16 protein-coding genes and 1 pseudogene are annotated in these 16,597 nt (G+C 36.1%); 3 read left to right on the top strand and 14 right to left on the bottom strand.

Going from position 1 to position 16,597, the window contains the following annotated elements; translation table 11 throughout:
- Positions 1-123: 123 nt before the first annotated feature.
- From OK414_RS11900 to OK414_RS11890, 3 genes are all read left to right on the top strand, one after another.
- Positions 124-885 (top strand): SDR family NAD(P)-dependent oxidoreductase, encoded by a 762-nt coding sequence (locus tag OK414_RS11900; protein WP_098331692.1) that lies wholly within the window; start codon positions 124-126, stop codon positions 883-885.
- A gap of 180 nt (positions 886-1,065) precedes the next feature.
- The gene (gene sspL, locus OK414_RS11895; RefSeq protein WP_013057030.1) at positions 1,066-1,206 is read left to right on the top strand and encodes a small, acid-soluble spore protein L; all 141 of its coding nucleotides are present in this window, start codon (positions 1,066-1,068) and stop codon (positions 1,204-1,206) included.
- Positions 1,207-1,506: 300 nt separating this feature from the next.
- Positions 1,507-2,178, top strand: a complete 672-nt coding sequence (locus OK414_RS11890; protein WP_047932325.1) for an NAD(P)H-dependent oxidoreductase — start codon at positions 1,507-1,509, stop codon at positions 2,176-2,178.
- A gap of 29 nt (positions 2,179-2,207) precedes the next feature.
- Here OK414_RS11890 and OK414_RS11885 read toward each other — a convergent pair whose 3' ends face one another.
- The 14 genes and pseudogenes from OK414_RS11885 to OK414_RS11820 all read right to left on the bottom strand — a co-directional run bounded on the left by OK414_RS11885 (position 2,208) and on the right by OK414_RS11820 (position 16,415).
- Positions 2,208-2,495, bottom strand: a complete 288-nt coding sequence (locus OK414_RS11885; RefSeq protein WP_013083135.1) for a hypothetical protein — start codon at positions 2,493-2,495, stop codon at positions 2,208-2,210.
- 118 nt (positions 2,496-2,613) lie between these two features.
- Positions 2,614-2,832: a spore germination protein gene (locus OK414_RS11880; RefSeq protein ID WP_025752385.1), complete on the bottom strand. Its 219-nt coding sequence runs from the start codon at positions 2,830-2,832 to the stop codon at positions 2,614-2,616.
- 164 nt (positions 2,833-2,996) lie between these two features.
- Positions 2,997-3,665, bottom strand: a complete 669-nt coding sequence (gene fsa, locus OK414_RS11875; RefSeq protein WP_013057026.1) for a fructose-6-phosphate aldolase — start codon at positions 3,663-3,665, stop codon at positions 2,997-2,999.
- A gap of 274 nt (positions 3,666-3,939) precedes the next feature.
- Positions 3,940-4,680 (bottom strand): metallophosphoesterase family protein, encoded by a 741-nt coding sequence (locus OK414_RS11870; protein WP_128820686.1) that lies wholly within the window; start codon positions 4,678-4,680, stop codon positions 3,940-3,942.
- 307 nt (positions 4,681-4,987) lie between these two features.
- Positions 4,988-6,586: pseudogene (locus tag OK414_RS11865) on the bottom strand (M4 family metallopeptidase); the annotation flags it as partial.
- Between the two features lie 605 nt (positions 6,587-7,191).
- Complete coding sequence (locus OK414_RS11860; protein ID WP_263045631.1) at positions 7,192-7,323, bottom strand: YjcZ family sporulation protein; 132 nt, start codon at positions 7,321-7,323, stop codon at positions 7,192-7,194.
- A gap of 260 nt (positions 7,324-7,583) precedes the next feature.
- Positions 7,584-7,796, bottom strand: a complete 213-nt coding sequence (locus OK414_RS11855) for a hypothetical protein (RefSeq protein ID WP_016764086.1) — start codon at positions 7,794-7,796, stop codon at positions 7,584-7,586.
- A gap of 89 nt (positions 7,797-7,885) precedes the next feature.
- A complete protein-coding gene (locus OK414_RS11850; protein ID WP_216875974.1) occupies positions 7,886-9,973 on the bottom strand; it encodes a PAS domain S-box protein in 2,088 nt (695 codons plus the stop codon).
- A gap of 135 nt (positions 9,974-10,108) precedes the next feature.
- Complete coding sequence (locus tag OK414_RS11845) at positions 10,109-10,375, bottom strand: hypothetical protein (protein WP_013083129.1); 267 nt, start codon at positions 10,373-10,375, stop codon at positions 10,109-10,111.
- Between the two features lie 61 nt (positions 10,376-10,436).
- Positions 10,437-11,333, bottom strand: coding sequence for a GH25 family lysozyme (locus tag OK414_RS11840; RefSeq protein WP_263045630.1), 897 nt, complete (start codon positions 11,331-11,333; stop codon positions 10,437-10,439).
- A gap of 26 nt (positions 11,334-11,359) precedes the next feature.
- Positions 11,360-11,599, bottom strand: a complete 240-nt coding sequence (locus OK414_RS11835; protein ID WP_016764082.1) for a hypothetical protein — start codon at positions 11,597-11,599, stop codon at positions 11,360-11,362.
- A gap of 182 nt (positions 11,600-11,781) precedes the next feature.
- Positions 11,782-13,161, bottom strand: a complete 1,380-nt coding sequence (fumC, locus tag OK414_RS11830) for a class II fumarate hydratase (RefSeq protein ID WP_016764081.1) — start codon at positions 13,159-13,161, stop codon at positions 11,782-11,784.
- Positions 13,162-13,385: 224 nt separating this feature from the next.
- Entirely contained in the window at positions 13,386-15,737 is a 2,352-nt protein-coding gene (locus OK414_RS11825; protein ID WP_317620596.1) for an immune inhibitor A domain-containing protein, read from the bottom strand.
- A 381-nt stretch (positions 15,738-16,118) separates the two neighbouring features.
- Complete coding sequence (locus tag OK414_RS11820; protein WP_016764079.1) at positions 16,119-16,415, bottom strand: hypothetical protein; 297 nt, start codon at positions 16,413-16,415, stop codon at positions 16,119-16,121.
- Positions 16,416-16,597: the final 182 nt, after the last annotated feature.

The raw sequence follows: 16,597 nt of genomic DNA, 5'->3' as shown, positions 1-16,597 counted from the left end.
ACCCAACTTCAAATGTTTATAAACAGACTTCTAAACGGGAAAATAAACCGAATAAACGCTTGACTTAAAGTATACTTTAACAATTATAATCAATTCGAAAACATCGAAAATGGAGGAATCAACATGAAATATACAGTAATCACTGGCGCAAGTTCAGGAATTGGATATGAAACAGCTTTAGCTTTTGCTGGACGTGGAAAAAATCTTATATTGGCTGCACGTAGAGAGGACAAGCTAGAAGAGTTAAAAAGAAAAGTTGAAGAACTGAATCAAGATGTAAAGGTTATTGTCCAGTCGGTTGATTTATCCGTGGCAGAAAATGCTCATACGTTTTATGAGTCACTCAAAGAGTATGAATTAGAAACTTGGATTAACAATGCTGGATTCGGAAACTTTGCTTCTGTCGGTGAACAAAAATTAACTAAAATTGAAACAATGCTTCATTTAAATATAGAAGCCTTAACCATTCTTTCATCTTTATTTGTAAGAGATTATGAAAACGTTGAAGGTACACAGCTTATTAATGTCTCTTCTGGAGGCGGCTACACCATTGTTGCTGATGCAGTCACTTATTGCGCAACAAAATTCTACGTAAGTGCATTTACAGAAGGTCTTTCTCAAGAATTAAAAGGAAGAGGAGCAAAAATGCAGGCTAAAGTTCTAGCTCCGGCGGCTACTGAAACAGAATTTGCACAGCGTTCGATGGATATGAGTGATTTTGAATACGAAGGACGAGTACCTAAGTTTCATACGTCAAAAGAAATGGCTGCTTTTATGCTGGACCTTTATGATAGCAATAAAACGGTAGGACTTGTAGATGGAGCGACTTACGAATTTCAATTAAAAGATCCTATCTATCCATACGCAGACAGAGCGACAAGCTGAGATTCTTAAACAAAAAACACCCTTCCAAGGGTGTTTTTTTATGTCCGTTTAAATGAGTAACTATCTTGTTTATGTAATGAAGATGCTTAAAGATAATCTTTTCCTATTTATCTTTCTACGCTTTACTTCCTAATTTTTGTTTTGCTTTTTGTACATACTAACCGAACGGAGGTGACGAAAATGGGTACAAAAAAATCTGCTAACCGCGGTCAAGTAGCTCCTGGAGTTAACCCTCAAGGACACGGAAAAGATGTTGAATTTTCAACAGAACCGAAAAGTGAACTTGAAAACAAAGCGAAAAAGTCAAATACAAAAATTTAATTAACAAGGAGAAGATCACTCTTCTCCTCTCTTCCTCTTAATTACTTTTTCGAAAACGAAACTCCTCAGATTGTTGACTCCTTTCTGCTTCTTATGAAACTGCATCAATAGTATAAAAAAGTATACTATATAACAAAAATGTGCGTACTTGTTAGAATGTTTTATATGAATTATGATAAATCTGCAAACGGATTTTATGACAAATTGTATGTTAACTGGCTGTTAATTGTAAGCTATACAGGGTATAGATTACTCTGAACAGTTCATCACTAAATATTTTTACAGAAAGGTTGTTTACACATGAACCATACAGATAAAAAACAAGAAATTTTAGACGCATTTAACTTTCGTCATGCTACAAAAGAGTTTGATCCAGCGAAGAAAATTTCCGATGAAGATTTCCAATTCATTTTAGAAACAGGGCGCTTATCTCCAAGCTCAGTAGGTTATGAGCCATGGAAGTTTTTAGTCGTTGAAAATAAAGATTTAAAAGAAAAATTAAAAGCTGTTTCTTGGGGAGCACAAGGTCAAATTCCTACAGCAAGTCATTTTGTTATTATTCTTTCTCGTACAGACGCAAGATATGACTCTGAATATGTGTTGAATCTTCAAAAAAATGTAAAAGAAATGCCGGATGATGTATTAGAGACATTAATGCCTCGTTATAAAGATTTCCAAGAAAATGATTTTCATTTGTTCGAAAGCAAGCGATCCCTATTTGATTGGGCTAGCAAACAATCTTATATTGCACTAGCTAATATGATGACATCAGCTGCTCAAATTGGTATTGATTCTTGTCCGATTGAAGGATTTAACTATGACCAAGTACATGAGATTCTAAAAGAAGAAGGATTACTAGAAGACGGTAAGTTTGATATTTCCGTTATGGTTGCGTTCGGCTATCGAATTCATGAACCTAAACGCGGAAAAACGAGAAGAAGTATGGATCAAGTTGTACAGTGGGTAAAATAAGAAACGAAAAACGAAGGGGTGACGCAATGTCACCCCTTCGTTTTTATATTTTTATATGCTGTTATAAAGGCAGAAGGATCGGTTTGTATGGTATAAGCGAACATCCCTTGATTTGTATGTAAGTATAAAAAGCCGCTGTCTTTTGAAACGCATTTGTAAGAGATGTCAAATACGTCATTAATGTGAAAGCAATCGTTTTGTGTTTCAATACTATCAGCGTATAAGCACATGTCTTTTGAATGCTGAATTGTCACTTTTTGTGTTCGTTTTATTTTTCTTTCAACGTATGTATAAGGAATCATAGAAATAATGCTCATAGCATCGCTCAACCCCTTCCTCATGAATGTTTTTCTTTTAAAAGCCAAAACACCTTGTTAACAAAACTCTATCACTTACCAAAAAACAATTCCAGAAATACTCTTTCTGGAATTGTTTTCAAGATTGCTGCTCTTTATTTTCTTCACCTTTGCAAAAGTCGATATTACTGTTTGTCATAGAGGCAATAGCAGGAGAGCCGTTTCCAAACGAAAAACAAGCTCCTACCGATTTTGTATTTGCCGTGTGACTATTTTGTACAACACAGCCTACGCTTACGTTCGAGTTGTCTTTTAACCCGTTAGTCACGATATTTTCAATGTTAATAATACAGCCCATTTTAACACCTCTTTCGTTTCTATTAACGTATGTCATCTCTGCATATATGTATAGGATGTTCGCCTATTATTGATAAGTTGTTTGTTACAAAATAGAAAAAAAGAATCTTCGTATACCCTTTAAGCAGAGAAGACACTAAAATGATGTCTTCTCCTTAAGTGAATTTAACTTTTTACAGCTTTTTCCCAGTCTGATGCAAATTTTTCAATTCCTTGCTCTGTTAACGGGTGTTTTACTAATTGTTCAATTACGGCATACGGAATTGTAGCAATATGAGCCCCAGCAAGAGCTACTCGTGTGACGTGATCTGGGTGTCTGACTGACGCTGCTATAATTTGTGAGTCAATGTGTTGAATTCGAAATAGCTCTGCAATTCGAGATACCAGATAAACACCGTCTTCTGAAATATCGTCTAAGCGTCCTAAAAATGGCGATACGTATGTGGCACCGGCACGAGCTGCTAGAAGCGCTTGATTCACTGTAAAAATTAACGTTACGTTTGTTTTTACGCCTTTTTTAGCTAGATAACGGGTTGCTTCCAATCCAGCAATGGTCATAGGAAGTTTAATCGTTATATTTTTGTCTCCTCCATTAATTTTTATCAGCTCTTCTGCTTGAGCAATCATGTCATCGGCGGTTACTGTGTCGGGTGTGACTTCTGCTGAAACGGATTCTACTTCAGGAACGGTTTTTAAAATTTCTTCGATGCGATCTTCAAACTTTACGCCTTCTTTAGCTACTAGCGAAGGGTTTGTGGTAACACCTGATAATACCCCAATTTTATATGCTTTTTTAATATCTTCCAGGTTAGCTGTATCAATAAAAAATTTCATCATGTATTCCTCCACTCGTTATGGTAAAAACAGCTTTTCAGGGGCGTTTTTATGACTTTATGTTCAAATGGAATTGCCCTCTTCATATTGTCTTCATAAAATAAAATTTATTTCCTTTCAAATGCTGTATGTTTTTCTCCAAGTTTTCCCTTCCTTAAATTCATCGGAATAATTTTTATTTGCATGTATCATACTAATGGTGTTGAAAAACCCCTCATATACTCCACTAAAAAACCTTCAGCATTTATGCTGAAGGTTGAGATACATTCTATTCTTAATTTTTTAGTCCTCTATAGCGAGCTGTTTTTAATTCTTGAACGTAGGGTTCAAAATCTGGCATCTCTACAGCTCTCGCCAATTCGATAGCCTTTTCAATATCGTATGGAATACGTACAAATTGAATAGAAAATGCTGAAGGACTTTCGTCTTGATCCTTTCCTTCTAAGATAAGATAGGAAGCTTGTGGTAAATCAAGCGGATTTCCTACACTTCCTACATTGCATAGCGTTTTCCCTTTAATATGTTGAATAAATGCATTATGTACATCTCCGTAACAGATAACATCTGGCTCTCTTGATCCTTTTATATTTTCCGTATATTCCGTATTAGCAAATAGACTAAGGCGCTTTTCAAGTGAATCCCAAGGTTGAATTCGGTCATAAAGACTTCTAGGTGAAGCGTGAAACATTCTAATTAATTTTCCGCTCATCATAAACTCAACGGAAAAAGGAAGTTCCTTTAAGTATGCCTCTTGGGCTGAACTTAACTTCTTCTGATGCCATTTCAACGCTTCGAATTCCGCAGGCTTTGTAATGAAGTCATCCCAGTTTCCCATTACTGTTACTTCGCACTTTTCTTTTATGATATCAATCACTTTACTTGAATCCGGTCCTTTTCCTACTAAATCACCTAGACAAATGATGCGATGGATATCTCGCTGTTGTATGTCAGCTAAAACTGCTTCTAATGCAGGAAGATTTCCGTGGATATCTGAAATAACAGCAATTTTGTCCATTGATTCCTCCACTCCTTTTTCATATGTATGTATTCAATTCTTTTCTTTATTATAACATTTTATAATAAGACCGTTTACTAAAACGTGTTCTCTCCATTTAACAAACAACGGTATAATTCGAATGGACATAAAAGGGAGGAATAAGAAGTGGATTTTTATAAATCAAGCAGAAATCCGTTTTCCTTATTTACTAACATAAAATAAAGGAGTACTGTAATATATTTATACGAGTACTCCTTTATTGGTAGTAAGGTAGTATAGAGAGTCGTAAGATACCTCATTTATCTTGCGACTTTTGGTTTATAACTTATTGAACACCAACTGCGTCAAATGACTTACCTACTGAGATTACTTCTTGAGAGCCTGAACCGTATAGATCAGCAGCAGCTTGTACTAAACCTGCACGCGCTTGGCTAAACGTTGTAGACTGAGTGAAGTATAGCGTATTAGCACGGTAATAAATTTTCCCTAGCTTATCGCCGCCGATGCCTGTTACAGTAACCCCGTAATGCGTTCCTCCGTTAGCTAGCAAGTAGGCAGCTTTGTTGATAATACCGCTGTTTGTATGAACTCCGCCGTTGTCACTAGAACCTGTATAGCGCTTTGAATAATGATCTGGATCTCCATATTTCGCTGGGTTGCTCATTGAACGAAGCGCATCACCGCTTGTACCAGGCGTATAAATATCTTCTCCAATTTCCCAATCTGGATTACGGTTGTCATAGTATTCTACCAATGTTCCGAAAATATCGGAAATTGCCTCGTTTAATGCACCTGATTCATATTGATAGATTAAATTAGAACTTCTTTCTGTGACCGCATGCGTCAATTCATGTCCGATAACATCTAATCCTCCTGATAGCGGAACAAAAGTAGTTCCATCTCCATCTCCGTATACCATTTGAGAGCCATTCCAAAACGCATTATTGTAACCGCTGCTATAATGAACAGTCGATTTTAGCGGAGCTCCTGCATTGTCATAGGAGTTGCGGTTAAATTTGTTTTTGTAATAATCATATGTCACGCCTGCATAATAGTGAGCATCTACTGCAGCTGCATCGCGGGTTGCATTGTACGTATTATCCGTGTCTGCCCATAGTGTACCTGGCAGAGATGTACGATTTTTTGCATCATACGTATAGATTGTCGCTCCTCTTGTATTATCTTGTAAGTAGTAAGTGGAACTAGATAACGTTGTCTTTAAAGATTTAGTATCTCCAAGCACTCCTTTACCTGAGCCAATAGTATTTGTTCCTGTTACAGGTTTCGCTGCCGGCTTTGCCGCTTGCTTCACATCGGCTTTTGGACCAGCTACGGAATCAATCGTATTGTACTTATCTAGCACTTTACCGCTAATAGCATCAACAAAGTAATAATAATTACCTGGTTCAGGGCTTAAGAAATTTAAATTTACTACATAAGCATACGTTGTGTCTGAAGCATTTTGATAAACATACAGTTCAGATGAAGGGGATTTTTCATAAGTCGGTTTAAAGCCTAAGTCTTTTTCAGCTGCTTGAATCGCCTTTTTGCTGTCAACTTGCTTCTGTCCTTTTAGCTTTTCCTTTTTATCTAAATCAGGAGCTACTGTACCTGATACAACTTTTAAGGTTCCATCTTTCGCTACGTGTGCTAATTGAGTAGATCCCCAAACAGGAATATTATTATATACCTGCTGCAAGCGTACAACGGTTGCTTGTTCAACGGGATCTTTCACTACTTCTGTCACTTTAAATGAATTTTGAGCACTTTCGTTTCCTAATTTATATTTGTCTTTATTTGTATTCATATAATGAAATACGACGTCTTGAGCTTTCTGTGATGATGGGCCTGAAAGCTTTCCAGAAATAAACTCAGGAGATTTAATTTCTTTGTTATACTTTTCGGTTGAAAGTACATTATTTGGCGCCGCACTGCTCGTATGTGCAAAAGCAAATGATGAAGAAAGGATACCAACTGATAATAATACCTTTAAAGCCTGTTTTTTCTTTTTCATAGTTTTTTCTCCCTATCCCTAGTAAATTTAATTACCGCAATTTTTCTGTTAATTGAGATAATTAGCAACATTATAGCAACTAAAAATTACTACGTCTATATATTATTTTAATATTCCTATTATTATGAAAATTAAGAATAAATCTTTTGCAATAAGTCTTTTTTACCTATTTAAATTATATGAAAATCATTTATGTTGATTTTCATACAAGTAAAATAATTCTTCAAGTCAGCTGATAAAAACTAGCGATCTATGAAGTATTATTCGGTCTTACTATCAGTCCTGAGAAGCATTTTACAAAAATTACTTATAAGGAAAATTATAAATTTCAGACCGTTTTTGAGGCTTGAATCTACTCTTCCTCTTCATTTTTTTATTTTTTTAATCTATTAATTAAATTTTTTGTATGTTTTTTATGTACATGCATAACATTATTTTATTATAGTACTGCCCTTCTTATGAACATAAAAAAGCACGAATCTACTAAAATCTTTGTAAATCCGTGCTTTTTCTGTTTATTTCAAGCATGTACAACCAACGATAACTAATAAAACAAATAGTACAACGATTAATGAAAAACCGCCACCGTAACTACCGTAGCCGCCGTAGCCATAACCACCGCCGTAACCCCAGTTGTAAAATCCCATTTCACTTCACCTCCGTAGCCTGTTTACTTTATAGCATATGTACAGGCTAGAAAAAATGCTCGCCCATTTATCGCCCTTTTATGACGATAAAAAAGAGACTGAGACATAACGAAATCACTCCAATCAACCGCTAGAAGCAACCAGCTAGATTAAACCCATGTTCACCATAACAATAAAAAAATCCGAACGATTCATCGTTCGGATCTTCCTTCAACTAAAATACTTTTGTCCCAGCCTCTTTTAAGATAACAAATATTAACTTATTTACTTTTAGAAGCTTGTTCTTTAAAGCGAAGTATGTAATACGGAACAATACAGATAACCGCCAAAACAAGAGCCGTTAAACTGACTATGCGGGGATTATCAAGCCCAAAAGAATAGTCTCCAAAAGATGCTCCAATCGCAATAATAGCAAAAATAATATACAGAATACGAAATATGTTAATCCACTTTTTCTGTTTAATCGTAACCACTCCTTTGCTTATTTTACTCCAACATAGAATATTATAACTTTACTAAACAACTTGTTGCAAAATTTCTTCTCCCTTTGACTGATTACCTTTTATTCTAACGGTAAACAAATTTCTACACTCGTCCCTTTGTTTACTTCACTGTCAATACTAAGAGTTCCTTGATGCTGTTGGATAATATTAAAGCAGATCATTAATCCTAACCCGATTCCGTCTTCTTTAATACTGTAAAATGGTTCACCTAAATGTTTGATGCGTTCTTTTGAAATTCCTACACCTTCATCAATAATTTGAATATGAATATGATTGTTGTCCTTTTTTCTCAGCTCAACTTTAATTTCTCCTCCGGAAGGCATTGCTTCAATCGCATTCTTAAGAATGTTTATAAACATCTGTTTCATTTGATTGCTTTCACAATATACAAAAGGCATTTCTCCATATGAGTTAAGTTCAATAAAGATGTTTTTCATGGTTGCTTGAGGCTGCAACAATAAAATCACTTGTTGAATTAACAGCTGCAAATCAATCGACTGAAATGTTACGGCCTGTGGTTTTGCCACAGACATGAATTCATTTGTAATCATTTCAATACGCTCAATTTCAGAGGATATAATGTTCATATAGGTTAACTCTTCTTTACTCGCTTTTTCAGTTAATAACTGCATAAACCCTTTGATGGCTGTTAAAGGATTTCTAATTTCATGAGCAATAGCTGTAGCAAGCTGCCCGACCGCTGCTAATTTCTCAGATTTCTGCAGCAGCTCTTCTGTTTTTAAGTACTCTGTTCTGTCTCTTGAAACAATAAGAAGCACTTTTTTGTTTTCTATATTGAACAACTTTCCACTATATTCTAGTTTTTTTATTTCGCCGGACTTAAACGTAAACTGTGATTGCAGCGTAAAAGAAAGATTTCCGTTGCGAATTTCTTCGACTGTTTTTTGAACAATGTCAGAATCTCTAGGTATAATATCGTGGCAAGGCATGGATAAAAGCTCTTCTCTCGTATATCCAAAGCGCTTACATCCAGCTTCATTTACTTCAACAAAACGAGAAGGAAAATGATCCGATCCTATTTCAAGTAAATAAATTGCGTCGTTTGCGTACTCAAATAACGTGCGATATTTCAACTCACTTTCTTTAAGCCTACGATGCAGCAAGTCAAGCTCTTCCTTTGCTTTTTTAGCTTCAGATATATCCACACATACTCCAGACAAACCTACCAACTCATCTTTCCCATTAAAAATTGGAGAAATGGTGATACGAAGGTCTACTAAACTTCCATCTTTACGAGCTCTTACAACTTCTACTCGATTGATTGCCTCTTTTTCAGCAACAGTCTTTTTTATATTCTCATGTACATCCTCACTAAAAGCTCCTGCTATATCGTAATATTTTTCCCCAATGACTTCATGGGATTTCCAGCCATACACTTTTTCATAAGCTTCATTAACTCGCAAGATTCGCCCTTCTAAATCAGTTATAATAACCGCATCCATGTGATGATTAATAAAAGACTCCAGCTGTTCTTTCGTATATTCTAATTCTTTTTTCATTATTCTGACAAAAAAAGAATCTTCTTCATCCTTACATGAATCTGATCCAGCATAAGCAGCTTCTTCTGCTACAGCGTAAAATTTACGATAAAATTCTATCGTCGCTACGGCTACTCCCAGTCCGAGAATTCCGAACACTAAATATTCTATTTCGCTATAAAACGGCGACTGAATAGGTGTATTCCAGAAGTAATTTGTCAGTAAGACATGAACGATAAAATGAATAAAGAAACAAAGAAGAGATTGTTTTAATAAAGAAAACTGCTTTCTATATCGAATAAGAGGAAGGGAAAACAAAAAGGTGAAAATTAAAATTAAGATAGTCAGTAACCAATGACTTTCTAAATAGATACTGCACACGGCCATAGTGATACCTGCAACTGCACCGGCTCTATAACCAAAGTATAGAACGGTCAAAATAAGAGGAAGAAAACGTAAATCATATGTAATCTGTTGATACGTAACGCTATATACCATAAGAATAGCAGAAACAATACTTGCATAAATACCACTCATCCATTTGTATTTATGGGCTAGACGCTGTAACAAAAATATTCTTATCGCAATCATAATACTGACAAAAAACGAAAAAATACATAAGTTAACAAATAATCCGCTACTAATCACTCCTTCTATTCCTCCTTTACTTGTAAATATGCGTAAAATAATTCCCTTATATAGAGAGTGTACCATGAATAAACGCTGCTATTTATAAAATTAATAAAAAAACTAGTCTCGCCCGAGGCAAGACTAGTTTTTTTATTATCTATGCTGATCTTGATACATAGGTCCTTCTGAAATCATATTGCTTTCAGAAACGTACGTAGGATCTGAATGCACATCTTTATTTAGGCTAGCATTTACCTGCTGTTTTTTAGATAAACTTGAAAGTTTTACTTTGGCACTTCGAACAAGTCCTTTTACTTTCCGTCGTTTCGCAGCATCGCTTAATATATAAGACGTAATGCCGACTCCTACCGTTGATAGCGTAATACCTGATATCAATGCTTTTTGTTTTCTTTTTCTCATAATAGCTCCTTCCTTGTACCTTTTTGAATCTTACAGTAACTTTTCCCCCTCAGGTAATCTCTCAAACCAGATTATTCAGATTATTCACTTCTTTAACAAGAATCGGCAGTGTGTCCGCTCCTGCTATTCCATCTGAAAAAAGGCCATACCGATTCTGGAATTTTTTCATTGCAGCGATTAATTCATCTCCATAGAAACCGTCTGTTCCAAACTTCGGAAGAGAAAAACCTAGCGCAAGTAAGTTTTGCTGAATTTGTTTGACTCCTAACCCTCTATCACCTTTGGAATACACAAAGGGTCCTTTTGTATTATTCGTCATAGAGAGATTTGTTGTGACTTCTTTAAAAAATGAGCAGTCCATTTCATTTATATCCACATTTGTAGAAATTCCTTTTACTCTGCCAGAATCCGTATACTGAAACATTGCCCATCGCTGCCACTGACTTAGCTCACCAGGGTGCTGCATACCGCCTTGTCTGTTGGCCGCACTATATCTTGCTACCCACAAAGGATACTTACTTATTTCTTTTGTGAAAAAAGTTTTAGCAAAATGATAATTCGTATATACGATAGGCTTAATTCCTGTTGTTTTGTGAACTTGCTCGAGCCAGCTTACGGCAAAGTGAGAAACAAATTCTTTAGATTTTTTCTTATCTTCTTCTAGATCCAAACACGGCGGAAGGTCTAGTTTCATTTGTCCAAGCTGAGCAATAAAAAAAGCAGCTTCTTTCTCCGGGCTATTTGTACAGTGAGCATAATGATAAAACCCTACTCTCAAGCCCGCATTTTTGGCACCTATATAATTTTCAAAGGATCTAGGGTCTACAAAAGTTCCGCCTTCTGTTAACTTTATATACACCCCTTTTACTGAGGTGTTTTTTATTTCTTTCCAATTAATGATTCCTTGATGATGAGAAACGTCGAGAATAATAGGATTATTTGCATGTCGCCTTTGCATAGTTTTCACCTCTTTTGCTAGCTTCCTTATGTATACGACGAATCTTTCAAAACCCCTGTTTTTTCCGGATCCTGATATTCTTTTATAACGATGTGTAAAACATTGCTCATTTGAATAGCTAAATAAGCTTCATGTTTTTTGTCATAATAACGATACCATCCTTGCGTATGAATAATAGATTCCTCAAGCTCTTTTACATTTTCTGATTCAACCAATGTACTGATTGATTTTTCATTTCCAAAATAAAACTTCACTTCGTACGTCACTTGAATCCCTCCTTTATAAAAATGTAAATACCCTAATCGTATGTACTTGAATCTAATATAAGGAAGTGTAAAATTTCTTTTAATCCGCAAATTCTTTTTAAATGTTTATTTAGAACAATGTTTATTTTGTTAAGATTTATTAAAAAGAAGCCAAGCAGCTCAGAATGCTTGGCTTCTTTTTTTTATTTTGATGGATGAATCATATTAGCGGGATTTACCCATTGCTTAAATTGTTCTTCTGTCAGAAGGCCTGTTTTGACCGCCGCTTCTTTTAATGTCGTTCCTTCTTGATGAGCCAGCTTGGCGATTTTAGCCGCATTTTCATAACCTATGTGCGGATTTAATGCTGTTACAAGCATAAGAGAATTTTCTAGATTATGCTGAATCTTTTCTTTGTTGGGTTCAATTCCTACTGCGCATTTATCGTTAAAAGCTTGCATGGAATCTGTCAGCAATCTGACTGATTGTAAAAAATTATAAATAATAACTGGCTTAAATACATTTAATTCAAAGTTTCCTTGGCTAGCCGCGATGCCAATCGTCACGTCATTCCCAAGTACTTGTGCAGAAACCATTGTTAGAGCTTCACTTTGAGTTGGATTTACTTTTCCAGGCATAATAGAACTTCCTGGTTCGTTAGCAGGAATCGTAATTTCGCCTAATCCGCTTCGAGGACCGCTTGCCAGCCAGCGTACGTCATTAGCGATTTTCATTAAGTCAGCTGCTAATGCTTTGAGTGCACCGTGGGCATAAACCACTTGATCGTGACTTGTTAATGCATGAAATTTATTAGGTGCTGAGATAAATGTTTTTCCAAGCGTGCTGCTGATTTCTTTCGCTACTTCATCGCCGAAGTCAGGATGTGCATTTATCCCCGTCCCAACAGCTGTACCGCCAATAGCTAGCTCCTTCATATACTCTACGCTTTGTTTAATCATTTCTTCATTCTTTTCGAGCATATGATGCCATCCGCTAATTTCTTGTCCTAGTGTTAGCGGTGTAGCATCTTGTAAATGAGTTCTGCCTATTTTAATAATATCTTTAAACTGCTCTTGCTTCGCAGCGAACGTTTCTTTTAATGTTTTTAGAGCAGGCAATAATTGATCTTCCACTTCTAGTACAGCTGCAATATGAAGAGCTGTAGGAAAAGTATCGTTAGAGCTTTGTGACATATTCACATCATCGTTTGGATGAAGCGTTTCGTCGCCATTTATTAGCTGGTTTCCTCGGTGGGAAATCACTTCATTTACATTCATGTTTGATTGTGTTCCGCTTCCTGTCTGCCATACTACTAAAGGAAAATGTTCATTCCATTTTCCTTCAATAATTTCGTTAGCAGCTTGCACGATGGCTTCCGATTTCTCAGCTGATAGTTTGCCTAGTTTATGATTACTAATAGCCGCACTTTTCTTCAAAACCGCAAAAGCGCGTATTACTTCAATCGGCATTTTTTCAATCCCTATTGGAAAATTTTCTTTACTTCTTTGCGTTTGCGCTCCCCATAGTTTATCTTCTGCCACTTTGATTTCTCCAATTGAATCTCTTTCGATACGATAGCTCATAGTTAGAACTCCTTTTCATTATTTTCTTTACCTATTAGTATTGATTATATGGATGAATTTCATGACATAATAACAATTATTCACTGTTGAAAATTCCCTTTATTTTATTTTTTAAACGGTCTTGAATACTTTGATTATTTAGCTCATAGTTTATTTTGATTTTATAATGCAAAAAAAGATCCGAAGAATACGCTCTTCAGATCTTTTTTCGAATACGTCTAATTTCACTTATGAATCCATACAGCACCAGCTGAATTGTCTTTTGCTTCGCCAATTACGTCTAATTTCAATCCGTTTTGAGGAAGCAAGCGGCCTGCATCTTTAATTCTTTCATCTAAATACGATTTTTTGTCGTTGAAGCTTGTAACTCCATTTGATTCTTTAGATGAAATAGTTCCCCACGTTTTATGAGAATATGACCAAGCAGGTGATTTATCAAATGAGAACGTCGCGTCTGCAATTTGATATCGGCTTGAATTTGCTGTCGTGCTAATCCCATTCACATTAAAGTAAAGAACTTTATGAGCATGTGAATCAACTACACCAAGGAATCCTTCACCCGGATGTTGTCCTACCCAGTTATCAAGGTAGCTTTCATCTGCGTACCAAAGCAGCATGCCTGTATTATATTTTGCACCGCGCGCGAATTGAAGTGCTTTATCGCTGCCTGCATAGTTTCTCCACTCAAGGTAATAATAGTTATCTTTATAGCTGATGCCGTTTGTCTTTTCAAATCCATCTAACGTTACTTTTGGCGCTCCTTCAGCATCGTCCGTAAATACCGTTTTTCCATTTACTACTAAACTTGCATTATCAAGTGCAAATCCTTGAAGAGCAAGTCCTCCGTCCGTTACGTATTCAAATTGAAGCTTGATTTTTTCACCTTTAAACTGCGTTAAGTCATAGCTTTTATCTTCCCAGTTTCCGCCGGAAGTTTCAGCAGAACCGTCTGCATTATTCGCTTTATCACCAATTGTATCTAACAGAACTTTTGAACCGTCAGGAAGAATCGCATTTACATATAAATAATCGTATTCTGCCTCCACTTCATAGAACGCTTTATAATTGAACGTCGCTGTTTTGGCCGCTGTTAAATCAAACTCTGGCGTCGTCATTGTCGTATGCAGATCGTCTCCGCGCTTACTGTAGTAGTAGTTGCTTCCAAACTCAGGCTTAATCCCTTGAACAGCTTTTTTAGGTAAATTAATCTTCACAATACCCGGTCGTTTGGATTTTGTCACGCTTTGATCAACCACACTCACAGAGCCCGATTTTGTAATGTTTTTGCTGTCGATTTGTTGAATATTTGCCCAGTTTCCACCCATATTTGCTTGGAAAAACTCTTTATTTTGCGGGGAGAAACTTGTCGGTTCTGTTCCAGCTACTTCACCAGCCCAGCTCCCTCCGCTCATAATTGACCAAACGCCTACCGGCTCACCTTGACCCGTATACTGTGTATCATACTCATCCGGCAAACCTAAATCATGGCCAAATTCATGAGCAAAAACGCCAACTGCTCCGTCTTCTGGTTCAATTGTATAATCATAAGCAGCCATGTTTGTTCCAGGAACTTTATACACTTGTCCCAAAGTAGAGCGATGAGACCAGATAGCATCGTTTCCTAGTTTACCTCCACCTGCTTCTTGCCCAGTTCCAGCATGAATGACCATTAAGTGGTCCACTATGCCGTCAGGCTCATTGCGGTTGCCATCTCCATCGATATCATATTGGTCGAACTGATCATAATCTGAAAGGTTAATGCCGCTTTTTGCTGCTGCAGCAAGCGCTTCTTTTACAAGATTACGAGGCCCTTTAGATCCAGGCGCATTATCGTTTCCTCCCGCTGGATTGTCTGCTCCGTATTCTTTTGCGTTTCCAGGTACAGTTAACCAGTCAGAAACCGTTCCATCTACTGTGTAACTACCTCCAGACTGTTCTTCATAATATTGCTTAAACGTTTTAATTTTTTTACCGTTAAATAGCGTAAAGTCTTTCTTTCCAAACATTAATTGCTGATAGTGATTTCGGTTAAAATCTTTTGCATACATGTAGCCAGGTTCTTGAACGACATTGTTATGCTTAAAGTCTGCATATTCGACTAAAAGAACAAGAACCTTATCTTTTCTCACTTGTCCTTTATAGTTTGCCTGAGCTGCAGGTTTAACATTTACCCCGTTCCCCGACTTGTTTCCTTGAGACTTAATATTAGCAAATTCGCCTCGTTGAAACTTTTCTTTTTGTTTTGTTTGCATTTCTTTCGCTTTCAAATCAATTTTGCTAGCTTTATGTCCCTTCATGCTCTCTTTATGTGCATCTTTTTTGTTTATGTAAGAAGTAACGGCTTTCTTCACTTCTTGCGGTGTTGCACTTTGAGAAATAACTCCTTGGTTTTTCAGTGCGTTAGCCAATCTTTCTTCCGGTACTGTATTCATATCAATTGGTGAACTTGGAAGTTCCTCCGATTGTGCGGTTTTAGCTGAAGCAGCACTTCCATTCATAAGTACTGGCCCCACTCCGCTTAATGTAACAGTTGTGGCAAGAAAAGATGTCCCCAAAATCTTTTTCCAGCTTTTCAAGTAAACCCCTCCATTTTAGAATTTTCAAACTATTAGCAAGATTTATTTTATATTCTAAAACTAGGAAGGTCAACTACATTTTACTATATTATTAAAATTTTTTAATTCTAGTAGATAATGTAAAATAGTTTTATAGTATGTAACTAGTTTTCTTTGCCTGACAATTAAAATGTCTGATAAACCCTTCTTACATATGCAAATTCTATGCCAAATCGATAACCAAATCTAAAAATATATGAAGCGTATTTTTTTAGGGAATTAGAACCATCTTTTCGGTATTACTATTATATAAAAACAAAAAATTCCCCATTATGGATACAGAAAGATAAAAAAATCACTTCTCAATAGACGAGAAGTGATAATTTCTGTATGCAAGTAAATTTAAGAATGTTCTTTTTGACGCTGCAGCAAGATATGATAGAGCGACATGCTCCAAATAGACATATTGCGCGCTGCGATTTCATAAGGTTTTTCATCAATTTTAAACAAGAAATCCCCTTCATAACTCACGGACTTCCCTTTCTTTTCCAGCTCTTGTTTAACAGCTTCAATCCATTCTACTGCATTCGTATAATGCTTGTCCAAACGAACTTTAATAGTTTGATTCCTGTAATGAATAAAAGATGTAATTCCCCAAAAAATTAAGACAAGAAAAAGTACCATATACAGCAATTGCATGATAACGATCCCCTTCTTTCTTCATTTCATTATTTTCAATGAAGACTTAATTTAGATGAGTAAATATTACTATTCTCCTTTTCAATCGTCATCTCCTTTAAAAAAGTAAATTCCTTTTCCACGCGGACGTATAAAATAAATCCATGTACGTGCTCCCTCATCTTTTTTACTAACATTTTCTG

This window comes from Priestia sp. JV24 (assembly GCF_025910025.1).
Taxonomy (GTDB): domain Bacteria; phylum Bacillota; class Bacilli; order Bacillales; family Bacillaceae_H; genus Priestia; species Priestia megaterium.
This window is presented reverse-complemented; position numbering and strand designations above follow the sequence as displayed.